Source organism: Arthrobacter sp. TMN-49 (assembly GCF_054511095.1).
The window spans coordinates 1-24,077 of record NZ_JBTNDH010000046.1; the positions used below are offsets into that span (position 1 = coordinate 1).

Annotated in this window: 24 protein-coding genes; 15 read left to right on the forward strand and 9 right to left on the reverse strand. The window is 62.5% G+C overall.

Annotated features, from left to right (window positions below):
• Positions 1-204 precede the first annotated feature (204 nt).
• Entirely contained in the window at positions 205-807 is a 603-nt protein-coding gene (locus tag ACX80E_RS15635) for a heme-binding beta-barrel domain-containing protein (protein WP_459302962.1), read from the reverse strand.
• A gap of 161 nt (positions 808-968) precedes the next feature.
• Positions 969-1,703 (reverse strand): permease, encoded by a 735-nt coding sequence (locus ACX80E_RS15640; RefSeq protein ID WP_459302963.1) that lies wholly within the window; start codon positions 1,701-1,703, stop codon positions 969-971.
• Positions 1,704-1,845: 142 nt separating this feature from the next.
• Between ACX80E_RS15640 and ACX80E_RS15645 the strand changes: the two genes are divergently transcribed.
• The 14 genes from ACX80E_RS15645 to asd all read left to right on the forward strand — a co-directional run bounded on the left by ACX80E_RS15645 (position 1,846) and on the right by asd (position 15,766).
• The gene (locus ACX80E_RS15645; protein ID WP_459302964.1) at positions 1,846-2,544 is read left to right on the forward strand and encodes a winged helix-turn-helix transcriptional regulator; all 699 of its coding nucleotides are present in this window, start codon (positions 1,846-1,848) and stop codon (positions 2,542-2,544) included.
• Between the two features lie 326 nt (positions 2,545-2,870).
• The gene (gene mshD / locus ACX80E_RS15650; RefSeq protein ID WP_459302965.1) at positions 2,871-3,845 is read left to right on the forward strand and encodes a mycothiol synthase; all 975 of its coding nucleotides are present in this window, start codon (positions 2,871-2,873) and stop codon (positions 3,843-3,845) included.
• Positions 3,846-3,927: 82 nt separating this feature from the next.
• Complete coding sequence (locus ACX80E_RS15655; protein WP_459302988.1) at positions 3,928-6,171, forward strand: RNA degradosome polyphosphate kinase; 2,244 nt, start codon at positions 3,928-3,930, stop codon at positions 6,169-6,171.
• Positions 6,171-7,136, forward strand: a complete 966-nt coding sequence (locus ACX80E_RS15660; protein ID WP_459302967.1) for an NUDIX hydrolase — start codon at positions 6,171-6,173, stop codon at positions 7,134-7,136. The genes ACX80E_RS15655 and ACX80E_RS15660 overlap by 1 nt, the downstream gene beginning before the upstream one ends.
• Before the next feature lie 192 nt (positions 7,137-7,328).
• Positions 7,329-8,345, forward strand: coding sequence for an isopenicillin N synthase family dioxygenase (locus ACX80E_RS15665; protein ID WP_459302968.1), 1,017 nt, complete (start codon positions 7,329-7,331; stop codon positions 8,343-8,345).
• An 88-nt stretch (positions 8,346-8,433) separates the two neighbouring features.
• Positions 8,434-9,984, forward strand: a complete 1,551-nt coding sequence (locus ACX80E_RS15670; RefSeq protein WP_459302969.1) for a hypothetical protein — start codon at positions 8,434-8,436, stop codon at positions 9,982-9,984.
• A 6-nt stretch (positions 9,985-9,990) separates the two neighbouring features.
• Complete coding sequence (locus ACX80E_RS15675; RefSeq protein WP_459302971.1) at positions 9,991-10,425, forward strand: GntR family transcriptional regulator; 435 nt, start codon at positions 9,991-9,993, stop codon at positions 10,423-10,425.
• 10 nt (positions 10,426-10,435) lie between these two features.
• Entirely contained in the window at positions 10,436-11,254 is an 819-nt protein-coding gene (locus ACX80E_RS15680; protein ID WP_459302972.1) for a thymidylate synthase, read from the forward strand.
• Complete coding sequence (locus ACX80E_RS15685) at positions 11,251-11,835, forward strand: dihydrofolate reductase (RefSeq protein ID WP_459302973.1); 585 nt, start codon at positions 11,251-11,253, stop codon at positions 11,833-11,835. Before ACX80E_RS15680 ends, ACX80E_RS15685 begins: the two co-directional genes overlap by 4 nt.
• Before the next feature lie 98 nt (positions 11,836-11,933).
• Positions 11,934-12,998, forward strand: coding sequence for a WXG100 family type VII secretion target (locus ACX80E_RS15690; RefSeq protein ID WP_459302974.1), 1,065 nt, complete (start codon positions 11,934-11,936; stop codon positions 12,996-12,998).
• Between the two features lie 46 nt (positions 12,999-13,044).
• Positions 13,045-13,674 carry a hypothetical protein gene (locus ACX80E_RS15695; RefSeq protein WP_459302975.1) on the forward strand — a complete coding sequence of 210 codons (630 nt, stop codon included), beginning with the start codon at positions 13,045-13,047 and terminating at the stop codon, positions 13,672-13,674.
• Positions 13,671-14,048, forward strand: coding sequence for a hypothetical protein (locus ACX80E_RS15700; RefSeq protein ID WP_459302976.1), 378 nt, complete (start codon positions 13,671-13,673; stop codon positions 14,046-14,048). The genes ACX80E_RS15695 and ACX80E_RS15700 overlap by 4 nt, the downstream gene beginning before the upstream one ends.
• A gap of 126 nt (positions 14,049-14,174) precedes the next feature.
• Positions 14,175-14,585 carry a hypothetical protein gene (locus ACX80E_RS15705; protein WP_459302977.1) on the forward strand — a complete coding sequence of 137 codons (411 nt, stop codon included), beginning with the start codon at positions 14,175-14,177 and terminating at the stop codon, positions 14,583-14,585.
• 44 nt (positions 14,586-14,629) lie between these two features.
• Complete coding sequence (asd, locus tag ACX80E_RS15710; RefSeq protein ID WP_459302978.1) at positions 14,630-15,766, forward strand: aspartate-semialdehyde dehydrogenase; 1,137 nt, start codon at positions 14,630-14,632, stop codon at positions 15,764-15,766.
• Positions 15,767-15,825: 59 nt separating this feature from the next.
• Here the strand turns inward: asd and ACX80E_RS15715 are convergent, their stop codons facing one another.
• The 7 genes from ACX80E_RS15715 to ACX80E_RS15745 all read right to left on the reverse strand — a co-directional run bounded on the left by ACX80E_RS15715 (position 15,826) and on the right by ACX80E_RS15745 (position 22,328).
• Entirely contained in the window at positions 15,826-16,953 is a 1,128-nt protein-coding gene (locus tag ACX80E_RS15715; protein ID WP_459302979.1) for a winged helix DNA-binding domain-containing protein, read from the reverse strand.
• A gap of 183 nt (positions 16,954-17,136) precedes the next feature.
• Complete coding sequence (locus ACX80E_RS15720) at positions 17,137-18,264, reverse strand: fatty acid desaturase family protein (protein WP_459302980.1); 1,128 nt, start codon at positions 18,262-18,264, stop codon at positions 17,137-17,139.
• A gap of 174 nt (positions 18,265-18,438) precedes the next feature.
• A complete protein-coding gene (locus ACX80E_RS15725; RefSeq protein WP_459302981.1) occupies positions 18,439-19,524 on the reverse strand; it encodes a UDP-N-acetylmuramate dehydrogenase in 1,086 nt (361 codons plus the stop codon).
• Complete coding sequence (locus tag ACX80E_RS15730) at positions 19,521-20,837, reverse strand: MFS transporter (protein ID WP_459302982.1); 1,317 nt, start codon at positions 20,835-20,837, stop codon at positions 19,521-19,523. The genes ACX80E_RS15725 and ACX80E_RS15730 overlap by 4 nt, the downstream gene beginning before the upstream one ends.
• Positions 20,834-21,274, reverse strand: coding sequence for a MaoC family dehydratase (locus ACX80E_RS15735; protein WP_459302983.1), 441 nt, complete (start codon positions 21,272-21,274; stop codon positions 20,834-20,836). The genes ACX80E_RS15730 and ACX80E_RS15735 overlap by 4 nt, the downstream gene beginning before the upstream one ends.
• Positions 21,274-21,723, reverse strand: coding sequence for an FAS1-like dehydratase domain-containing protein (locus ACX80E_RS15740; protein WP_459302985.1), 450 nt, complete (start codon positions 21,721-21,723; stop codon positions 21,274-21,276). Before ACX80E_RS15740 ends, ACX80E_RS15735 begins: the two co-directional genes overlap by 1 nt.
• 38 nt (positions 21,724-21,761) lie before the next feature.
• Positions 21,762-22,328: a TetR/AcrR family transcriptional regulator gene (locus ACX80E_RS15745; protein WP_459302986.1), complete on the reverse strand. Its 567-nt coding sequence runs from the start codon at positions 22,326-22,328 to the stop codon at positions 21,762-21,764.
• A 79-nt stretch (positions 22,329-22,407) separates the two neighbouring features.
• Between ACX80E_RS15745 and ACX80E_RS15750 the strand changes: the two genes are divergently transcribed.
• Positions 22,408-23,964 carry an MFS transporter gene (locus ACX80E_RS15750; protein WP_459302987.1) on the forward strand — a complete coding sequence of 519 codons (1,557 nt, stop codon included), beginning with the start codon at positions 22,408-22,410 and terminating at the stop codon, positions 23,962-23,964.
• The last annotated feature ends 113 nt before the right edge of the window (positions 23,965-24,077 follow it).

Here is a 24,077-nt window from a genome sequence, read left to right on the forward strand (position 1 = left end):
CTCTAAAAAGAAGTGAGACACTCCCGGTCTGGCCACTACTCAGACCGGAAGCGTCTACACAGGTATGAGACATCAATTGTCTACACAGGTATGAGACATGAACTGTCTACACAGGTATGAGACATGACAGCGTCGATTTCGTCGAATAACTGCGACATAGATTTTGTGGGAGGGGCGCTAGCCTGCGCACAACCGCCGGCAGTGTTAGCGCGTGAGTTTCTTGAGGGCGGCAGAGGCGTGGGCGTCGAGGGATTTACCGTTGGCGGCTACGTCCCAGCGCCAGTACAAATCGCCGTTGACCAGGCCGAAGATGCGGGTTGCCGCCGTGTAGTCCTTGGCTCCCGCGCCGCGCATGACGGCGTCGGTGGAAAGCTGGATTTGGGGCCCCTTGATGGCGCCGTAGTACAGCTCGGAAATACCGCCGGGGTGGACAATATTAACCATGATGTCGAAGCCGCCGTCGGCGTTACGCAACGCCTCGACGTCGTCGGCTGTTCGCAGGGCGGGCACAATGTCCGCGGGAATCAGCCCGGGGCCGCCGTCGGCGTCGTTCAGGGTCCGGTCAAGCTGCCAGAAGCCAGTCTCCACGGAGAGGGGGCGCAAAACAGTCCCCTCCTCATCCGTCAGCCATGACTCCGCCGTGTATTGCAGATATGGCAGGCCGTTGGCTTTGAAGGTGACACTCTGGGTGAAGTATTCGGAGTCTTCCTCGCCGGCGCCTAGGCGCCCAGCACCACTCCACGTGCCAAGAAGCCACGACAGCGGCACCAGCTCGGGAATCAGGTCCGAGGGAATTTCAATGGCCATGGCGAATTACTGCTGGCCCTTGAAAAGGCGCCACACCACCAGACCCGCAAACCAGGCCATGGCCACGCCGGCCAACGCCAAAAGGCAAATGAAGAAGATTTCTAAGGCAAGTACGCTCATAGTGCCATCCTACAATGATCTTGACGGGACCCGTGCCGGTGCTAGGACAACAGCATTTTTTCCACGAAATACACTAACGCGCCCATCGACATGACAGGTGCCAGGGCTGCCGCTGCGGAGCCGATGCTGAGCTTCTGGGGCCCTGTCAGTGTCCGCAATCGCCTGAACGCGGCCACGACAGCAGCCACCAGGACACCCAAGATGGTGGCCGGCAGAATACGCATATCTGAGAACATGAGGGCTGCCAGGGGGCCGGCCAATGCTGCCAGGACGATCGCCAAGGGCGCCACCACTCTGTCCGGCCACGGCAGCATGCCAGCCACGAGGGCCACAGCAGTACTGATGGCCACGATGAGTGTCATGCCGGGTTCGCCCAGGAACCTCAACGAGGCCACCCAACCGCAGGCAAACCCCGCCATGGCTACGCCGGCCCCGGCACCCAAGGTGGATTCCAGGCGATGCTTTTGACCTGTTCCGCGAATCAGTTGCACCACCATGACGGCGCCAAACCCCACAGCTATGAAGATGGGCGTCCACACCAGGTAGTCACCGCCCACGGTGAGACCCGCCGTCAGCGCCGAACCCGCTCCGGTCGCGGCGATGACGGTGCCCAGTGTTTTCTTGGCCGGGATCCCCAAATAGTGTGGCCAGCCGTAACCAAAAACTGCCGCCAGGGCAATGCTGACGCCCACGGCATAGCCAAGCCCCAGGTAGTGCCCCGCCACCAGCAACGCTAGGGCAACGATTCCAATTAGACCGGCTGTAGATGACTTCACACATCAATCCTGCCCTATTCTGGCGGTACACTGTGGAGCAACCCTGTGGCGGGAGCGTTTAGTTTTCCGCACAGCCACATATGGGCCTTGTCGGTGGTTCGTCGCTCAAAGATGCGCATTCACAGCACTTTGTTAGGAAGACATGTCGCAGATTCTATTGCTGACCAATAATCACGGGTCATCCGTGGATGTTTTGCCTGCGCTGGAGCTTTTAAGCCATAGCGTTCACATACTTGCCGCCGTGCCAACAGCTTTGCTTGATGCAAAACCAACCGATCTGATCCTGGTCGATGCCCGAAAAGATCTGGTGGGTTCGCGCTCATTGACCCAACTCCTGCGTGCCACTGGGATCAGTGTGCCGTTGCTGCTGGTTCTCACCGAGGGCGGCATGGCTGCTGTCACGGCGTCGTGGGCTGCCGACGACGTCATCCTAGAATCCGCTGGCCCGGCCGAGGTGGAGGCACGGATTCGTTTGGCGTTGACCCGCGCCGCCACTGCCGAGGACGGCACCCGCCCGGAAATCGAGGCGGCCGGGATTGTTATCGATGAGGACAGCTACACAGCCCGCGTTCACGGCACGGCCTTGAATCTGACCTATAAGGAGTTTGAACTCCTGAAGTATCTGGCCCAGCATCCGGGGCGGGTGTTCACCCGCGCTCAGCTTCTCAACGAGGTGTGGGGCTACGACTACTACGGGGGCACCCGCACGGTGGATGTTCATGTTCGGCGGCTGCGCGCCAAGCTCGGCTCCGAGAACGAGAGCCTGATCAGCACCGTTCGCAACGTTGGCTACAGGCTCACGGTTTCACGCCTGCCCGACGGCGATATGGCTGACGCCTAGCGCTGCGGGCTTCGCGCCCCGGCACCATTTCTCGGGGCCGCACAACAAAACAGGCCCGCAGCCATGGCTGCGGGCCTGTTTTTCTTGGTGGAGGACATACGGGTCGAACGTATCGAGGACACCCCACTGGTGCATCCCCCCAGTCAAACTACACACTGTCTTAGGTCTCCCCATCCAGCTGCCCTCAAACTGTATGCCACCACCGTCCCAGCATGCAAACTCGCACCCGTGCCAGGCAGCCATGACGCCGCCGCCAGCCACCGGCGGGGCGGAACTATTCGTTCAGAGTCTCGCGTTAGCTGACGTGGGCCTACTAGGCTGGGGTTATGAGCCCCGCAAAGACTGACAGCTGGCCGGTGACTGTAGTCGCAGGCGCCCCAGACCCTGAGATTCTGCAAGAGATCCAGACGGTGATTGACGCGGCCGAAGACGCCGACGGCAACCCGCCCTTCTCGGAACAAACTTTGGTGGAACTCAAATCCACCCAGGCCGGGCCACACAGTGTCCTGACGCTGCTGACGTACGCCCCCGAGGACGCCTCCCCCACCGTCGGTGAGGACCTGGCCGGCGTGGCCGTTGTGGTCCTTGACGGCACCGAAGGTGTTTTGGAGCTGGTGGTCCACCCGGCCTACCGCAACGACGGCGTCGGCGGCATTTTGGCGGACAAGTTGGTGGACGTGCGTGGGCTGCACGGCATTAAGGCCTGGTCCCATGGTGACCACGAGGCTGCGGCCGATCTTGCCGCCAGCTACGGGTACCGGGCCATTCGCGAACTGTGGCGCATGCGCCTGGTCCGGCAGGCGCATCAGTCCGCGCCTGCCACGGAAAACTACCCCACACCTGAGGGTGTGCACTTGCGAACATTCGTGCCGCAGCAGGACGAGGACGCCTGGCTGGCAGCCAACGCGGCGGCTTTTGCCCACCACCCCGAGCAGGGCTCGTTGACACGCGCCGACTTGCAGGCCCGCATGGACGAGCCCTGGTTTGATCCGGCAGGTTTCTTCCTTGCCGTCAATGCGGCCGATGAGATTCTAGGTTTCCACTGGACAAAAATTCACCCGGCACGCTCGGGCCAGGCAGCCATCGGTGAGGTTTATGTGGTGGGAGTGACACCGGCAGCCCAAGGAATGGGGCTCGGCAAGACCCTGAGCCGGCAGGGCATGGACTACCTGCAAAACGCCGGACTACGTGCCATTATGCTTTACGTTGATGCCGACAATGAGGCGGCAGTGGCGCTATACCGCAAGCTGGGGTTCACCAAGTGGGACTCCTCCGTCATGTACGGGCCCATGTCCGCCTAAACTGCACACGGGAAATTTTCTTTAGCTGTGGCCCAAACTTGTACTGTTGAACCAAAGCACCACCAACTATGAGGACTTGTCGATGAAGCGCGATTACAAGGGATCCGTGAACACCACGGCATCGAACGGCCAGGAACGGTTCTTTTCCGGTGAAGTGCCGGCATCTCGGGCCACCCAGGACAGGATCGAGATCCCGGAGTTTGAGCCCACACTTATTCCGGAGGGCGATATCAGCCCGGACAGGTTCCTTGACCGGGAACTGAGCTGGTTGGCGTTTAACTCCCGCGTGCTCGAACTTGCCGAGGACCCGGATCTGCACCTGCTGGAACGGGTGAATTTCCTGTCCATTTTTGCCTCCAATCTGGATGAGTTCTTCATGGTGCGGGTGGCCGGCTTGAAGCGTCGCATCGCCACCGGCCTGGCCGTGCCCTCCCCTGCCGGGCTCAGCCCGGTGGAGGTGCTGGAACAGATCAGTGACGCCGCCCATGACCTGCAGGCCCGGCACGCGCAGGTTTTTGCCGGCCAGATCCGCCCGGCCCTGGCGTATGAGCACATTCATCTGGTGCGTTGGGAAGAACTGGACGACCCTTCCAAGGTGCAGCTCTCCAGGATGTTTGCCGAGAAGATGTTCCCCATCCTCACGCCCCTGGCAGTGGATCCCGCCCACCCCTTCCCGTACATTTCCGGGCTGTCCTTGAACCTGGCCGTCGTGGTGCGCAACCCCGTCAGCGACAAGGAGCTCTTTGCCCGCGTCAAGGTGCCGGATCTGCTGCCCCGCCTCGTTTCGGTGGACGGGCCCCGGGCCGGCACGGTGCCGGGGCGGGTGGCCCGTTTCATCCCGCTGGAAGAGGTCATTGCCGAGCACCTGGACCAGTTGTTCCCCGGCATGGAAATTGTCGAACACCACTCATTCCGGGTTACCCGCAATGAGGACCTGGAAGTTGAAGAGGACGACGCCGAGAACCTCCTGCAGGCGTTGGAGAAGGAACTCCTGCGGCGCAAGTTTGGGCCGCCCGTGCGCCTTGAAGTGGCCACCGACATCAACCCGAGCATCTTGGCGCTGCTGGTGCGTGAGCTGGATGTGAACGAAACGGAAGTTTATTCACTGCCGGCACCGTTGGATCTGCGTGGCTTGTCCATCATTGGCGCCATCGACAGGCCCGACCTGCGCTACCCCAAGCACGTCGCGCACACCTCCCGCGACTTGAACGCCTCCGAAACGTCCAAGGCGGCCAACGTCTTTGCCGCCATGCGACGTCGTGACATCTTGTTGCACCACCCCTATGACTCCTTCTCCACCTCGGTTCAGGCGTTCCTGGAACAAGCCGCCGCCGACCCGAAGGTCCGCGCCATCAAGCAGACCCTGTACAGGACATCGGGCGACTCCCCCATTGTGGATGCCCTGGTCGATGCCGCCGAAGCCGGCAAGCAGGTGTTGGCCCTGGTGGAGATCAAGGCCCGCTTTGATGAGCAGGCCAACATTTCCTGGGCCCGCAAGCTCGAACAGGCCGGCGTCCACGTGGTGTACGGCATTGTGGGCCTGAAAACCCACTGCAAACTCTCCCTTGTGGTGCGCCAGGAACAAGACGGCTTGCGCCGCTACTGCCACATTGGCACGGGCAACTACCACCCCCGCACGGCCCGGTACTATGAGGACTTGGGCCTGCTCACGGCTGACAACCAGGTGGGCGAGGACCTGACCAAGCTGTTCAACCAGCTCTCCGGATACGCGCCCAAGACCACTTTTGAGAGGCTGCTGGTGGCTCCACGGTCGGTCCGTTCTGGCTTGATTGAGCGCATCGACGCCGAGATCGCCAATAAGAAGGCCGGCCGGCCTGCCCAGGTACGCATCAAGGTCAACTCCATGGTGGATGAAGCCATCATCGACTCCCTGTACCGGGCTTCCCAGGCGGGCGTGGACGTTGGCGTGATTGTGCGCGGTATCTGCTCCTTGCGTCCCGGGGTTCCCGGGCTCAGCGACAACATCACAGTCCGTTCAGTGCTGGGCCGCTTCCTGGAACACTCACGCGTGTTCACGTTTGCCAATGCCGGGAACCCGATGGTCTACATTGGTTCAGCTGACATGATGCACAGGAACCTGGACCGCAGGGTTGAGGCGCTAGTCCGGCTCTCCAACCGGGAGGACATTGCAGAGGTCAACTCGCTCCTGACCCGTTATCTGGATTCGGGGACGGCCAGCTGGCATCTGGACAACGACGGCGAATGGTCACGGCACCATCTCGACGGTGAGGGCAAGCCCCTCCTTGACATCCAATCCTGGCTGCTTGCCAGCCGTTCACGCCAGCACTCAAAACTGCACCGGTAATGCGCAGCGCTGAACACCTCGAGGTGCCGGTAACAGATGGCACCGAAGTCTCCATCTATGCAGCCGGCGCGCTGTGCTGGCGGGTGAAGAAGAAGAAGCTCGAAGTGCTGCTCATTCACCGGCAGCGCTATGACGACTGGTCGTGGCCCAAGGGCAAATTGGACAAGGGCGAAACGCTCGCTGAATGCGCTGTGCGTGAAGTCTTTGAAGAGGTGGGTCTGCTCATCACCTTGGGCATCCCGCTGCCTTCCATTCGCTACGCCGTGAAACCTGGCACCAAGGAAGTCCACTACTGGGCTGCGCCGGCGGATGACATGCCGCCCATCCCGGACGGCAAGGAAGTGGACGCCATCATTTGGTGCAGCCCCAACAAGGCGCGCGGGCTGCTTTCGAACCCCTCCGATGTGGAGCCGTTGGAGGCACTGGTGACCGCGCATGAGGCCGAAACCCTGGAAACGTGGCCACTGTTGATCATCAGACACGCCAAGGCCAAACCACGTTCGGCGTGGACGCGGGCCGAAGGTGAACGCCCCCTGGCGGCAACGGGCAAACGCCAGGCGTTGTATTTGCAGCGTCTGCTGATGGCCTGGCGTCCGGGCAAGGTCTACACCAGTGGCTGGATGAGGTGCATATCGACCATCTCCCCTTACGCACAGGCCACCAAGGCCAAGGTAAAAGTGGTGCCGTGGTTGTCGGAGTCCGACCACAAACGGCATCCGGCCAAGGCCGCCTCGGTGGTTGAAAAGCTGCTGACCAGGTCAAGTGCCGCGGCCTTGTGCACCCACCGACCTGTCATGCCAACAGTTCTGGCCACCTTGGCCGGACACATGTCCGAGGATCTCGCCCGAGTGCTTCCCGTCCTGGACCCGCACCTGTCCCCCGGTGAAGTCCTGGTCGCCCATGTTTCCGTCGCGGACCCTGGCACGATCGTGGCTCTGGAGCAGCACAAGCCCTACGAGGACTGACCCTGCACTCGCGGACGGCTGCGATCAACACTTCTCCCCCGCGGCGACGCGCCCGCCCGGGGCATTTCGGTCCGCCGGCGTGTCCCGGGCGTAGCAATTCGACACGTTTTTCCCCATTAACGGCCCCTGGTACGTAACATTAGAGCGAATAGAGGATTTCGCTTGCCAACGTCGCCGTAAAGGATATATAGCATGCCGTCACTTGATTCTTTGCCAGTCCTGGACTTCTCCGCGCTCAGTGCGGGCCCTGAGCAGGCCTCCGCGTTTCGAAACGATCTGCGTGACGCCATGCATGAGGTTGGGTTCTTGTACTTGACCGGCCACGGCATACCCCAGGAGCTCACGGACTCCATACTCTCTGTGTCCCGCCAATTCTTTGAGCTCCCCGAGGACCAGAAGCTCGCCATGGAGAACACGCACAGCCCGCAATTCCGCGGCTATACCCGCGTAGGTGGCGAACTCACGGACGGGGCCGTCGACTGGCGCGAGCAGATTGACATCGGCGTTGAACGTGACACTGTACAACGCGGCGACGGTGTGCCGAATTACTGGCGCCTGGAAGGCCCCAATCTGTGGCCGGCGGGACTGCCCGAAATGCGCAGCATCGTCTCCGAATGGACCGAGCGACTCAGCACCATCTCGCTGGAACTTCTGCGGGCCCTGGCACTCTCCCTGGGTGCGCCCCAGGACACCTTCGATGCCGCCTTCGCGGCCCAGGCATTCCCCGTGCTCAAGATTGTCCGCTACCCGGGCGAATCCGACCCCGACCCCATCCAGGGCGTGGGATCACACCGCGACGGCGGCGTGCTGACACTGCTGCTCGTCGAGCCCGGAAAGGGCGGGCTGCAGGTGGAGTATCAGGGAACATGGATCGATGCACCCCCGATACCTGGCACGTTCGTGGTCAACATTGGCGAGATGCTTGAGCTGGCCACGAACGGCTATCTCAAGGCCACCTTGCACCGGGTCATCTCCCCGCTTCGGGGCACCGACAGGGTCTCCCTGCCGTTCTTCTTCAACCCTGCACTCGATGCGACCATGCCCCAGCTCGCTGTTAGCCCGGAATTCCAAGCCAAGGCCCGGGGGCTTTCGGCCGACCCAAGCAATAGCCCCATCCTGCAGACGTACGGAGACAACGCCCTTCGCTACCGGCTCCGGGCCCACCCCAATGTTGCCGCCGTTCACCATGCCGATCTGCTGACGGACTGAGACGCCCCCTGCGGTAGCCGCACCCACTAACGTCCTTGCCGGGACAATTGGTGTTCTTGTCGCGATTGCAACGTATCTGGCGCTACGGGTGTTCGTGTGGACCAGGGTCCAGGAAACGTCGCGTGAGCACATCCGCAATCATGCCTGGTGGACGGGCGTCATCGCCTGGGCGCTCAGCAGCCTGACCGGCGCTACCCAAGCAGGGATTTACGATCCCGGCCAGCTCCACTTCAATCACTGGGCTGCTGTCCCGTGGGTTGCGATCATGGTCCCCTCGGCAGCCGTTGTTGCCGTCCACGCCCTGGGGCAAGAGTCCTGGCCGGCGCCAAAGGCCGCCACCAGGGTGGCTCTCCTTCAATACCGCCGGGCCCGTGACTACGTTCAGCCGGCTCTTGGATGGACGGCCGTAGGCGTCGTTGCCCTGACCGCCGTCGTCATGGCCGCTTTATTTTTTGCGCCCGGGCACGTCCCCAGCGAAACCGCTCAGTCAGACATGCCCCACTACGGCAGGGTTCCGGGGTACGTGCTAGCCACCGCATTGACGGCAGCACTGGCAATCCTTGTGGTGGGCACCGTGTTGGTCATGCGGCTCATTGCATCACGCAGGTCATTGGCAGCCCTGTCTCCGGAACACAACAAAACCCTGCGGATCATTGGCATGAACCGCCTCCTGCGGGTTTCAACGACTGTCGCATCGGGCTTGGCAGCCGTTGCCGGAAACCACCTGGCCCAACCCGCGCCGGGCTCGGGGCCTCCAGCGGGGGCGAATTGGACTGAGGTGCTCAATGGGGTGGTTCTGATCGCCATGCTGGTGTGGAAGCCGCCGGTCCTTGAGGCTTCGGCGACGTCCGCCGCGGGGACCAACGCCTTGCTTCACCCCAAGACTTCCGCGTCATCTGCCGCCGACGACGGTCCTGCCGCTGCCAGATTCACCAACTCCGCCAGCGCGGCGGTCCTTGCCGCTGTTGTTGTGGGTGCAGTGCTGGGCCACGCCATGCGAGATTACCTTGGTGTGACGGGAGTCGTGGGCATGTCGGCAGTGCTTGTTCTGCTGACATATCTGCTATTGGAATTCATTCTGCGCCGCAACTATGCAACTCCCGGCACCCCGCGCAGCACATTGCGGGTCCTGCTCCCCTGGCCGCTGTACTGTGCTCTTGCGGTGGCGGCCGTTGGGCTGGTTCTGGCCGTGGTGCACGCCTGTGGTGTGGCCAGATCCGGGGCCGCGAACACCTGGGACGGATCTGGCAGCCCCGAAGCCCTGTATGTGGTTCCCGCCGTCACGGCCCTGGTCCTTCTTGCTGTTGGCCTTGCTGCTACGGGACTTATCCTCACGCGGCCGGGGTTGTCGAACGCGTCCCCCTCCTTGGACAGGACCCTGCGCCGCCGTTCCTTGTTTCGTATCGCCCGGACGGTCACCGGTGGTTGGTACGCCATCCTTGGGCTGCTTTTGATCATGGTTCCCGTGGCGCCCGATCCCAACCCGCTGGTGCCCCGCCTTGAATCCGACTTCTTCGGCGCCCTGTGCCTTGCCGCTGCCGTGCTTGTGACTATCTACCCCATGCGCGGCCTCACCCCGGCGGACTTTACGGCGCACACAGCCGCGGGTCGCCCCGCTGCCGCCACGGTGGGCCAGTAGTTCACCGTGGCAGCACGCATAGTCATTGATCTGGGCGCCGCAACTCCGCCGTATGAGCAGGTGCGGGCCCAAATAGCGTCGCTCATTGCCGTTGGCGAACTGGCGCAGGGCGCCCGCCTGCCCACTGTGCGCAGCTTGGCGGCCGATCTTGGCGTTGCCGTCGGCACCGTGGCCCGGGCGTACAAGGAACTCGAAGCCGCCGAGTGGGTCGCCACGAATCGCAGGCAGGGGACGACTGCGTCCGCACGCGACTCGGGGGCGCCCGGGGCTGGACCAGCGGATTCGGCCCGGGCCCCAAAGGAGGTGATGGCCGCCGTCGACCATCTCCTAGCGGCGGGCAAAACTGCCGGACTGGACGGCAAAACCCTCATTTCGCTGCTGCAGGGCAGGATGACGCAAGCTGCGTCACGTTCCACGGGTTCATCACCACCAGCCCAGTAGACTTGTGCGCGTGACTATTCTGACCCCTTATGAGGACCTGCTGCGCGACGTGTCGGCCAATGGTGTGGCCAAGCCGGATCGCACCGGAACCGGCACCCGCAGCGTTTTTGGCCGGCAGCTGCGCTTTGACCTGAGCGAGAGTTTCCCGCTGATCACCACCAAGCGCGTGCACTTCAAATCCGTGGCGCTGGAACTTCTGTGGTTCCTGCGGGGTGACTCAAACGTGGGGTGGCTGCAGGAAAACGGTGTCAAAATTTGGAATGAATGGGCTGACGACGCCGGCGAACTGGGCCCCGTCTATGGCGTCCAGTGGCGCTCCTGGCCCACCCCGGACGGCGAGCACATCGACCAGATCAGCCAGGTCATGGAGTCTTTGGCGAGCAATCCGGACTCGCGCCGGCACATTGTGTCGGCCTGGAATGTTGGCGAGCTGAAAAACATGGCGCTGCCACCGTGCCACGCCTTCTTCCAGTTCTATGTTGCCCCCACCGAGGATGGCCGGGGCAAGCTCAGCTGCCAGCTTTACCAGCGCTCTGCCGACACTTTCCTGGGCGTGCCGTTCAACATTGCCTCCTACGCACTGTTGACCATGATGGTGGCCCAGCAGCTAGACATGGAGCCGGGTGAATTCATCTGGACCGGCGGCGACGTGCACATCTACGACGACCATCTGGAACAAGTCGCCGAGCAACTGTCCCGCGAGCCGTACCCGTACCCGCAGCTGCGTTTCACGCGCAAACCGGAGTCGATCTTTGACTACTCCTTTGACGATTTCGAGCTGGTCAACTACCAGCACCACCCCACGATTAAGGCACCGATCGCTGTATGAGTGAGACACCTTCCATCCCCACCGTTTACCGTTTCAGCCAACCCATTGTTGGCATGATCTGGGCGCAGACCAACGGTGGCGTCATTGGTGCTGACGGCGGCATGCCCTGGCATTTGCCGGAGGACATGGCGCACTTCAGCCGCGTCACGAAAGGCCACCCCGTGGTCATGGGGCGGCGCACCTGGGAATCGTTCCCGGACAAGTACCGCCCGCTACCCGAGCGCACCAACATTGTGGTGACCCGCCAGCAGGGGTGGGCGGACACGCCTGAGGCACGTGGCGCCGTCGTGCGCGACTCCGTTTCCGAGGCTCTGGCGGAGGCCCGGCTCGCCCCCGGCAGCAACGAGGTGTGGGTCATTGGCGGTGGGCAAGTTTACGAACAGGCCAAGGAACACTGCAATGTTGCAGTTGTGACAGTTATCAACTCGGATGTGCCCGGCGACACGCTGGCGCCGACCCTTGGCCAGGGCTGGTCCCTCCGTGGGGCCTCGCCGCTGGAGGGTTGGCATACAGCCAAGAACGGCACCGAGTACAGAATCACCCTGTGGGCCACGGGCGACACCGAGTTTCAGGCGGAATAGCCACCATGGGGAGTCCGCCCCATCGCGGCAAGTTTCGGCCGCCGCTAAGCTCAAGATGAACTTGCACCTACTTTTGTCCCCCACCCTCCGGAGCCACCATGTCTGAAATGTTGGGCGCTGATGTTGAAGAACTCCGCGCACTGGCCAAGGAATTCTCGGGCAAATCCCAGTCCCTCAGCCAGGCGCAGCGGCTGATCGACGGCGCCGTGAACCAACTCCCGCGTTACTGGCAGGGTCCGGACGCACAGCGCTTCGCTGCGCAGTGGCGCGGCCAGCACCGCGGCATCATTTCCCGCACGGCCGGCATGTTGGACGAGACGGCCGAACAGCTCAAGACCAACGCCACCGAGCAGGAAAAAGCCAGCTCGGTGGCCAGTTTGAGCGGGCCATCCGGCGGACCCGGGGCGGCCGGCTCCGGACCGGCCGGGGACGATGGCGACAAACCATTCTGGGCATACGACCCCAACGGGAATTGGTTTGACAACTACGTCAAACGCCCCTGGGACATCTATAAGTTTGTGCCGGACACCCTAACGACGGCCCGGAACATCGCCTTCACCGGCGACCTCCTGCTGCACGCCAAGGATTTGAAGGCGGCGTGGGGAACACCGCGCGCCGTTTCCGCATTCCTGGACACCCGCTGGTTCAACATGGGGCCCACCACCAAGTTCCTCAACAACGGCGGGGAACTGCTGCAGAGCGGGAAATTCGCTGAATCTCTCGCCACCAGCCCGGGCATGGCAAGCGCCATCAAGGGACTCGGAAAAGGCCTCGGTTGGGCCGGCGTTGGAATCGACGCGGTCTCCGGGATTAACAAAATGGCTCATGGCAATATCATCGGTGAAGGCTACAAGGATGGTGACATTGGTGGCAACATCAAGGCCGCCACCGATTCCGGCGCCGCAGACCTCGTAAGGGCAGGGATCGGCATTGCGGCAATGGTCCCAGGACCGCAGCAGCCTTTTGCAATTCTCGCAGCCGGCGCCATAGCCGTCTACGACAATTGGGACAAGATCGAGGCCGGGGCACAATGGCTTGGCGAGAACGGCCCCAAGGCAATCGAGGCAGTGGGCGACTTCGCGAATGGCGCCGCCAAGAATACGGTAGATGCCATCAGCAATGTCGTGAAGGACCCAGGCAAGCTACTGCCGTGGAATTGGTGATTTCACAAATGAAAAAATCCGCTGTAACAATTGAGGGAGACCTAGCATGACCGTAAATGAGTCCATGGGCGGATTTGGCATCGCCGAAATCCAGTACATGCTGTCCCGTTTCCAGAATCAACCGGCCGCCGTTGCTGCTGCCACTCTTCAGGCGGAATATCCCGCCGAAAACAAGGACATGCTACTGGCCGGTGCTTCTTCCCTGCTGGCCCGCGGTCTGCTAGTTGCCGAGGACGGCGAGAACATGTCGCCTCAGGGACTGGCCGCGGCGGCACTCTACGCACTGGGCAACTCGACCCGTTGGGTATCCATCGCTTTCACGTCTACTGGGCAGGGCGCCGGCGTCGTTTATCTCCTCAACAATGAGGTCAATCTCATGATGCAGGGCCGCGGTTTGGGCGGCTGGTTCGCCTCGGCACAACAGGCCGATGCGGATTTGGCAGCCAGCTGGCTGGAAATGGCCGCACTGTTTGCCAAGGACAATGAAAACGCCGCCATCATCTTTACGGCCACAGATGAAGAAGGCAATCTGAGTAATGTCGCGCTGCGGACCTGCTCGGGCGGATGGGAAGCGGCCTCAGGTACTGGTTCCGCACCAACAGTCCAAATCCCCGGCGTCTTCAGCGACGGCGAAGTCCATACACTCCTGGCCGCGAAGTTGCTGGGCAAGCAATGACCAACACACCGCAGGACAGCCAGGGCGAAGCCTACGAGCCGCACCACAACAACCTCATCCGAGATCGCAAGAAGATGCGGAGCCAATACGGCCCCTATTCCTACACGCGCGGACTGTATGTCAACGGATCCGAGACACCCCTCAAGCCAAAAAACATCCGGATTCAAAGCTCCATCCCGATCCTCTTTGCGGCGGCTTCCGTTGTCTGCGCCATATGGTTCTTTGTTGCCAGCGAATACCCCGCTGGCGGGTACGTGATGTTTGGCTTTGCCGCTGTATGCCTATTGCTTAGCTGGGTCGGGTTCCGGACCGCCCGGCTCCGCGCGAAATGGGAACGCGAGAATCCTGAACTGGCGAAGAACATTAAGTACTGACGAACACACGAACGGCATCGGCAGCAGACAATCAAGTCCAAGGCAGACCGGGACCAGCACTGGCACCAGAATCAGGCCGACAAGCGCGAGAAGCATGAGCAGCGCCTGTTGCGGGACCAGCACGCCATGGCGTGGCGCGATGCGGCAGTTGCCAGCGGCCAAAAACGTTACCTGGCACGGACCAACAACGGCGAGCTGGTCAGCTACCTGCGGGAGGAATATGGCGCGGCGCGGGGCCACTCCAACCTGGTCGTCCAAACCGTGTGGGGCTGGGTGGTCCTGACGGCAACCATGCTGTTCATGGTCGTCGTGATGGTCTGCGCCATGGTGGGCAGCGTCCTCGATGGCGCCGGCGGCATGCACGGGAGTCTGTGGTTCGGGCTCGTATTTTCCCTGCTCATGTTGCTGTTTGTGGGCCGCTATCTGGTCATCGAGGCCAAGGCCACTATTTTGCGCCGGCAACGGGGGCTCCCCACACCGTCGGGCGACACCCTCCCGCGGTGGTGCGAAACGGCGTCGCACTTGTTCGCAGGATGAAACGGACTTCTGTCGATTTGCCCCACACTACTAAGCTGGGATTCATGACCATTAACAGTATTCCTTCCGTCGGCCTCGTTGGCTGGCGCGGTATGGTCGGTTCCGTTCTGTTGCAGCGCATGCAGGACGAAGGCGACTTCGGCGATATCAACCCCGTGTTCTTCTCCACCTCCAACGCCGGCGGCAATGCCCCGGCGATTGCAGGCTCCGGCGACGCCGGCACCCTCGAAGACGCCTTTGATATTGATACTTTGGCCAAACTTCCCATTATTGTCACCGCACAGGGCGGGGACTACACCAAGCGTGTGCACACCGAGCTGCGCGGTCGCGGCTGGGACGGCCTCTGGCTCGACGCCGCCTCCACCCTGCGCATGAACGACGACTCCATCATTGTGTTGGACCCCATCAACCGCAGCGTCATCGACGCAGGTCTGGCCAGTGGTGTGAAGGATTTTGTGGGCGGCAACTGCACTGTTTCCTGCATGCTCATGGGCCTGGGCGGATTGTTCAAGAACGGCTTGGTCGAGTGGGGCACGTCCATGACATACCAGGCTGCCTCCGGTGGCGGGGCTCGCCACATGCGAGAGCTCCTGAACCAGTTCGGCACGCTGAACTCCGAGGTTTCCTCCGAACTGGACAACCCGGCGTCGGCCATCCTTGAAATTGACCGCAAGGTCCTCGCGCACCAGCGCGAAGGCATCGACTCATCGCAATTCGGCGTGCCGCTGGCCGGTTCACTGATCCCCTGGATCGACGCCGATTTGGGCAACGGCCAGTCCAAGGAGGAATGGAAGGCCGGGGTTGAGACCAACAAGATCCTGGGCACCTCCGACGCCAACCGCGTGATCATGGACGGCCTGTGCGTGCGCATCGGCGCCATGCGCTCACACTCGCAGGCGCTCACGCTCAAACTCCGCGAGGACCTCTCAGTGGCGGAGATCGAATCCCTGCTGGCCAACGACAACGAGTGGGCCAAGGTGGTGCCCAACACGAAGGAAGCTTCCATGGCCGACCTGACTCCCGTGGCAGCCTCCGGCACCCTGGAGGTCCCCGTGGGTCGCATCCGCAAGATGGACATGGGCCCCGAGTACATCAGCGCGTTCACTGTGGGCGACCAGCTCCTCTGGGGTGCCGCCGAGCCGCTGCGCCGCATGCTGAAGATCGCCACCGGCACGCTGTAACGCCTTCTCTGGGTCTCGACGGGCTTGACCACCGGTGGTCAAGCCCGTCGAGACCTTTGTTATTTGCTGAGGAATTTGGCGTAAGCCTTCGCCGACTTCTCCAGTGCCCTGTCCTGGTTTGGGGTCAGCTCGCCAAATATTTGTGGGAGCACGACGCCGGCCACTTCCCTTTGCTTCTCGGCCGCCCCTTGCGCCTTGCGCCACGTCCCGGCCACCTGGCCGCCTGTCACTACCGTGGCCTTGAACATGCCGTTGTTTCCGGGGACTGTCAGCGGGGCTTGCTCGGGCGCCAGCGCAGCACTGCGGTCCGTGTAACCCAGCAGGAACTCGTCAAAGCCCGGCAGCAGGAGCACTGAGCGGGCCCCGGGGACCGTGCCGCTGAGCAGCTCAGCCGTCTCCCGTGCCAGCCAGTAGCTGACGCCGTTGCACTCCACTGTGGCCAACCGGTCCCTGACATGGTCCAGCCCTGCGTTGATGTCCTTGATGGTTAGTTTGGACCACCATTGAAAGTCCTTGAGGGTTGCAGGGCCGTGGCTGCGGAAGTAGCGCAGGGCCAGTTCGGCCAGGGCTTCCCCGCGGTCCGGTGTGCGCGGATTCTTGATCCACTCCTCCGGGCTGACGTAGAACTGGGTGTTGCCGTTGCCGGCACTGTTGATGGGTCCCTGGACCAGGGTCCCTTCGAGGCAGAGCAGAAACAGGAAGTGATAGCCGCGCTGGGCCTGTGTTGCCTGGCCTGCCAGCTCAAACGCGGCGACCAGTTCATCGCGCGTAACCCGCCCGCCCTGCTGTTCCAGCAGCGCAAGGGCGAGCCCGCGCACCTGCTCCACATCCGGCGTCGCAATCCCCAGCTGGCGGTGGCGGGTGGCCTGGCCCTTGACCATGCGCTCCGCCGTGAGTGCGAGGATCCAGCCCAGGTCCTCGGCCGGCGTGACGTGCAGCGTGCCGCGCAGGGCGCATGACCGGACAATCGCGCCCCTGTTGAATGCTGCCTCCACATCGGCACGCGTGCTCCCCGGTGCCCGCAAGCCAATGGACCACAGCGCACCGGGGAAGTCCTGCCCCTGGAGTGCCGTCAGTGAACGCACAACGTCCACCGGCCCCGGGCTGGGACTGGTGGACGTGGACAGGATTCCCTGGCCGGCAAGACGCAGCCGGGCCAAGATTGCGGGTGTGACGCGGGGGCTCATGACCCCAATCTATCCCGCACAGAACTGGCCCGCAGAAATCGCCGAAAAATCAACGATTTCCGTCAATTTTCGGCGTTTTCTGCGGGCCAGTTGCTGGGCCCACGCGCCCGAGGGGACCGCCGCGGGGGCCCACAGCTGCGAGGGACCCGCCACGAGCTTGCGAGTGGTGGGAGCAGCTGGGGGCTAGCGGGCGGTGCGCATGTTTGCCGTGATGGGGCATTCGAACGGATCGCGCTGGCCCAGGCCTACACGGTTCAGGTAGCGCATGACGATCATGTACGACTGGCCCAAGGTGGTCTCGGTGTACGTGATGTTCCGCTCTGCACAGTACTCGCGAACCATGGGCTGTACGGCCCTGAGGTTTCGGGAGGACATGGTCGGGAACAAGTGGTGCTCGATCTGGTAGTTCAGTCCACCCATAGCCACATCAACCCACTTGCCTCCGGTGATGTTGCGGCTCATGAGGGTCTGGCGGCGCATGAAGTCAATCTTGACGTCCTTGGGTACCAGCGGCATACCCTTGTGGTTCGGGGCGAAGGAGCCGCCCATGTACAGGCCGAGTGCCATGATCTGCACGACGATGAACGCCAGGCCGATGGCCCAACCCAGGTACCAGATGGTGAATGCCGGCAGCAGCACGAGGCGGACGAACAGCAAAGCGATCTCAGCCTTGCGTTCGGGCACGATCTGCTTGCGGTCCAGGACACGGCCCAGGGCCGAGATGTGCAAGTCCAGTGCGGCAAGAGTCAGCAGCGGGAAGAAGAAATAGCCCTGGCGGCGAGCGAACCACTTGGCAAAGCCCTTGCGCTTGGCAGCGTTTTCCGGGTCAAACACGAGGGCGCCGGGGTCGATGTCGCCGTCGACGCCAATCTTGTTCGGGTTCAGGTGGTGCTTGCCGTGCTTGTTCATCCACCAGCCGTAGGACAGGCCCACGAAGAGGTTGCCAGCAATGCGGGCCAGCCACGCGTTCTTCTTGGCCGAGGCAAAGACCTGGCGGTGGGCGGCGTCGTGCGAGATGAACGCGGTTTGCGTACACATGAACGCGAAAAGTACGGCCGTGACAAGTTGCCACCAGCTCTGCCCCAACGTCAGGAACAAGGCAAATACGGCCAGGTAGCCGATGCTCTGGCGGATGATCCGAATGACGTACCACTTGACGTCGCGCTCCATCAGACCTGTCGCACGCACCTGCTCGGTCAGCTGGATGAAATCGGTGACGTGGCGGTCCCGTGCCGGGCGTTTTCTGGCTGCCTTGGTGAGAGTTTCGCTCTCGTCCAAGACATCCGGGCTATCAAGTGTTGCCGACGACATGGGTTCTCCTCGTGCTGGACGCCCTAAAAGAGGCGCCGAGCTAATAGAAAGTTCAGATCTTTTCATTAACACTAGGGAAAACCCCCGCGGAGCACATCACGCTAGGGAGCCGTCTTGACCCCCTACCCCGGTATGGGGTCGCACGCCCCAACGGCCCCCAACACGATCAGCCTGTTAGAGCGTGCAGCCCACCAGCACCGGTTCCGGCACCAAAGTGATGCCGAATTCGCGGACGACGCCGTCCCGAACCTCCCGGGCAATCGCCAGGATATCCTCGGCGCTTGCCCCGCCACGGTTGGTGATGGCAAGGGTGTGCTTGGTGGAGAGGCAGGCGCGGGGTGGACTCCCGGCGTCGGCCATCTGGGCGGACGCCTCCCCCAACTGGCCGTAACCCTTGGTGAACCCGGCATGTTCAATGAGCCACGCGGCGCTGAGTTTGACGAGCCCGCCCGCCGGGTAGCGCGGCGCATCGGCCGGAAGCGTCGCGGCCACGTCAGCGTCAACGATGGGGTTGGTGAAGAAGGACCCGGTGGAAAAGGTGTCCCGGTCTGAGGGGTCCAGCACCATGCCCTTGGAGGTGCGGAGAGCCAACACGGCCCGGCGAACGTCCAAGGAATTCGCCCGCTGGCCAACCTCAACACCGAGTGTGCGGGCCAGTTCACCGTACTTGATGGGTGCGCTCATTCTGCCCAACAGGAGCTGAAACTCGACGCTGAGCACGACGTAGCGCGGGGATCCGTTAACTGTGGTGGCCTTGAGTAGGGATTCCCTGTAACCGAACGCCAGTTCGGCGCGGCTGAACGTGTGGACAGCGTTCTTCTCCCTGTCCCAGGTCCGCACCGAGGCGATGGTTTGGGAGACGTCGCAACCATAGGCCCCCACATTTTGCACGGGCGTGGCGCCGGTGCTGCCCGGGATACCGGAAAGTGCCTCCAGCCCGCTCCAGGCGTGCAGGACACTCTGGTGCACAAAGTCATCCCAGTCGTGGCCCGCCTGGACCACAACGGAGGCGCCGCCACAGGAATCCTGCGAATCAACTGCATAGCCCTGGCTGGCAATTTTCACGACAGTGCCGGCAAAGCCGTCGTCGGAGATCACCAGATTGGAGCCGCCGCCAAGAATCAGCAGCGCCTCACCGGCGTCGTCCGCTGCCTTAACGGCGGCAATGATTTCCGCCTCGGTGCTGCCCACCACGTAGTTCCTGGCGGGGCCGCCCACTTCAAGGGTTGTCAGGGAACTCAGAAACTTTTGCTCATTCACCCTTCCACATTAGCCGCACTGCGCGCCTTGCCTGTGTCATCTAGATACTTCGGTTTGCGCACAGCAGGTGTCAGGAAGAACGCCACCACCAGCAGACCCAGCACGGCCAGCAGCGAGTGCAGCACGCCCACATGCTCAGCGAGCAGGCCCAGCAGCGGCGGCCCACCCAGGAACGCGCCGTAGCCAACAGTGGAAACCACTGAAACGCGGGCAGCGGCGTGCTCCGGGTCGTCGGAGGCAGCCGACATGGCCACCGGGAAGCCCAGGGCAGAACCCAGACCCCACAGCACGAGGGCACTCAAGGCGATTTCAGCCGAGGGGGCGAACACAAACAAGCCCAGTCCCACAATGGCCAGTGCGGCGCCGGTCCGGAGCACCACCACGCGTCCGTGCCTGTCCAGGAGCCCGGTACCGGCAAAGCGGCCAATGGTCATCGCTGAAACGAAGATGCCGTAGCCGATGGCACCAATGGAGTCCCTGGTGCCATAGTCGTCCACCAAAGCCAGGGCCACCCAGTCCCCGGCCGCGCCTTCGGCCAGGCCCAGACCCAGCGCCAGGGCGCCGAGCATCAAGGTGCGCGGATCCCGCCAGGCGGCGGCAATCTTGGCCTTGCCCGAACGTTTTGTCGCCGCAGCCGCCTTGGCATTGTGGTCTTCGACGCTCGATGCGGTGATGATGGGGATGGGGCCGGTTCCCGGCACAGCACTAGATTCACCGAGGTCAACTATTGCCGCCGTGGGTGTGAGCCTGTCCGCCTGGTAATAGCCGGTGCCTATCAACACGGCGACGCAGACGGCCACGGCCACCGCCGACAGGTGCACCGCCACGGGCAGGTGAATGGACGCTGCCAGCGCCCCCAAGCCGGCCCCGGCCACTGTGCCAATGCTGAACGAGCCATGGAGGCGCGGCATGATGTGCCGCCCCAGCGCCCGCTCAACAGCCGCACCTTCAATATTTGAGGACGTGTTCCAACTGCCCGTGCCAAGACCCACAATCACCAGGCCGGCGCCCACCACAACGGACTCCCCGAACACTGTGGCGCCCAGGCCGATGACAATGACGCCAACGGTCTGGATGATGACGCCAAGCCTTGAGGTCAGTTTGGAGCCCAGGCGCAGCACTATCAAACCGGAGGCCGCCACCGAGACAAACGATCCCAAGGACATGCACAGCAGCATCAGCCCAACCTGGCCCGCACTCAGACCAAGGTCGTCACGGATGGCGGGAATACGCGAAACCCAGCTGGCGAAGACCAGCCCGGAGCCGGCGTAAGCGGTGACTACACCGTTACGCCAGGCAGCGACTTGATTCACCTCAAGCGGACCGTGGCTTGTGCCTTGACCAAAACTTTCTGCCCATCCAAGGTGACGGTCAAGTCGATCCTGACGGTTCCGGCGTCGGCGTCCAACGCCCCAACAACGCCCGTCACGGCCACCACAGCACCCGGCTCACCGCCGAGGTCAGCGACGGGGACGGGCTTGGTGAAGCGTGTTCCATAAGATACGACGGCGGCCGGGTCACCCACCCAGTCGGTCACCAACTGCACGGCAGCACCCATGGTGAACATGCCGTGAGCAATGACTCCTGGCAGTTCCACCTCGCGGGCAAAGCGTTCATTCCAGTGGATGGGGTTGAAGTCTCCAGAGGCCCCTGCGTACTTGATCAGGTCGGCGCGGGAGATCTCGATGGTCCGCGCGCCAATCTCGGTCCCAACACTCAAGTCGGCAATGTTCAACGATGCTGCAGGCATTACTGTCCCTCCCCGCGCACTAAGATGGCTGACACCGTGGTGGCCACTGACTCTCCGGCCACCGTGGAGATTTCTGCACGCGTGGTGATCATGGCGCCACCGCCCATGCCGCGAACGGCATCGACGTGGAGCTCTGCAAGCAGTTCATCTCCGGCCACAATGGCCCTGTGGTGCGTGAAACGCTGTTCGGCGTGCACCACCCGGGAGAAGTCGATGCCGGAATCGGCGTCATTAATTAGCATGGCATCGGCCCGTTGAGCCACAATAATGGCGTAGGTCGGCGGAGCCACCAGATCTGTATGACCCAATTCCTGAGCCGCGGCAACCTCAAAATGGGCTGCGTGGCTGGCCTTCACCGCCCGGGCAAAATCACGAATGGATTCGCGGCCAACACTATAAATTTCACCTGAACGGTAGCTGCGTCCCTGCAGCTCGGGATTGATACTCATGGGCTTAAGCGTATAGCCCGCCGATGCCCGGGCGCACACTAGGACCGCGTGCCGGACCGCAACTTTTCAACGATGGCAAGGAGTGAGGGCACGTCTACTTCTTCTTGTGAGTCGGAGCGGTTCTTCACTCCTGTGGGAAAACCAAAAAGGGCGGCGTTGTAGTACAGCCCATCCCCCAGAAGCATCACTACCCGGGCCACGGCCGGATCCCCTACATCGCCGAGAATCAGTTCGTACCAGCGAGCATGCAACGCCGAGAAAGCCTCCCGCACCGTGTCGTCGTCACTTTGGATCAGCCGGTGGGCGGCAACAATGGCTCGGTCAAAGGGTGTGCCGCCAAAAACGCTGGTCCGAACGTAGTAGCTGGCGCAGCCGGCCGGGTCCTGCACCATGGCCGCAAAATCCTGTTCAGCGCCTTCCTTCAACCGGACCAACAGGCCCTCGGTCAGCGCTTCCTTGCTTTTAAAGTGATACAGCAACCCGCCCTTGGAGACGCCAGCCGCGGCGGCAACAGCCTCCAAAGTGGCTGCGCGTGGGCCATCACCAATGAGCAGATCCGCATAGGCGGAAAGCACCCGGTCACGGGCTGAGGGTTGTGTAGTCATGAGGCAAGCCTACAAGAAGTGACGAGATGCACCGTCCAGACGGTTCACTATACCGGCTGGACGGTATAGAATCTTTATTATGGCGATTTCAGTAAACACTTCAAAGCTCGGTTCCTCCCCCGGACCGGCACGCGCGGGCGTCCGCTCATGGATAGCACTGGCCGTCCTCATGCTGCCCGTTTTGCTGGTCTCGGTGGACAACACCGTGCTGAGCTTCGCCATTCCCTCCATCTCCCTGGCGCTGGTCCCCTCCGCCTCGGAACTGTTGTGGATCATTGACATTTACCCCCTGGTACTGGCCGCGCTGCTGGTGCCCATGGGCAGCCTGGCTGACAGGTTCGGGCGCCGCAAGCTATTGCTGATTGGGAGCACAGGCTTCGCCGTCGTCTCGGTTCTTGCCGCGTTTGCCCCCACCGCCGGCGCCCTGATTGGTTACCGGGCACTGCTTGGCTTGTTTGGCGCCATGCTGATGCCCTCAACACTGTCCCTGATCCGCAACCTGTTCCTTCACCCGGATCAGCGCCGCAAGGCCATTGCCATCTGGGCAGCGGGCTTCTCCGGTGGTGCCGCGCTGGGCCCCATTGTGGGCGGCTTCATCCTGGAGCACTTCTGGTGGGGCGCCGTGTTCTTGATGTCAGTGCCGGTTCTGATCCCGCTGCTGATCCTGGCACCGATCTTTGTGCCGGAATCCAAGGATCCCGCCCCGGGCAAGATTGATACGCTGAGCATTCTGCTGTCCTTTGGCGCCATGGTGCCGACGATTTTTGGTATCAAGGAAATTGCCCAGTCGGGGCTCACCGCCACCAATCTGGTACTCATCGTGCTGGGACTGGTGTTGGGCGCCGTGTTTGTGCGCCGTCAACTCCGCCGTGAGAACCCCATGATGGACGTGACCTTGTTCAAGAACCCCGTCTTCAGTGGCGGCGTCATGGCTAATCTGCTGAGCATTTTCGCGCTGGTGGGCTTCTTGTACTTCATCACCCAGCATCTGCAGCTGGTGGTTGGGCTCTCCCCCACTCACGCCGCCTTTGTGTTGGTGCCAGGACTTGCCATCACCATCGTCTCCGGCCTGCTGGCCGCATCGTTGGCCAGCCGTGTCAGGCCATCATGGTTGGTCGCTGGCGGCTTGTTCCTGAACGCAGCAGGGTTCTTGATTGTCTGGCTCAACACCGACGGTTCAGTGGCCGGCATCATTGTCGCCTTTGTTGTTCTGGGTGCGGGTGTGGGCATGGCGGAGACCATCTCCAATGACCTCATCCTCTCCGCAGCCCCGCCCACCAAAGCTGGCGCAGCGTCGGCGATCTCGGAGACCGCCTACGAGGTCGGTTCAGTGCTGGGAACGGCCATTCTGGGCAGCATTCTGGCTGCCGCCTACAGGATGAATGTTGTGCTGCCCGCGGGCGTTGCTGAGACGGACAAGGAAACCGCCTCGCAGACCCTCGGTGGCGCCATTGAAGTTGCCGGGACGCTGCCGGCTGGGCAAGGAGAGGCGCTGCTGAGCTCGGCCAAGCATGCCTTCGACTCCGGCTCAGGAACCGTCGCCATGGTAAGTGTTGTCCTGATGCTCGGTGCGGCTCTCATGTGCCTGTGGGCTTTGCGCAGTGCCGTGGCCAACCCGGAGCCGGTGGACCACTAGGGACGCCTCCTTATGCCGGGGCCATAGCAGAAAAGACGGCGGTGGGGGGGGGGGGGGGTGGGGGGGGAGGGGAGGGGGGAGTGTCGCAAGATGACACCCCAACACACAGAAGT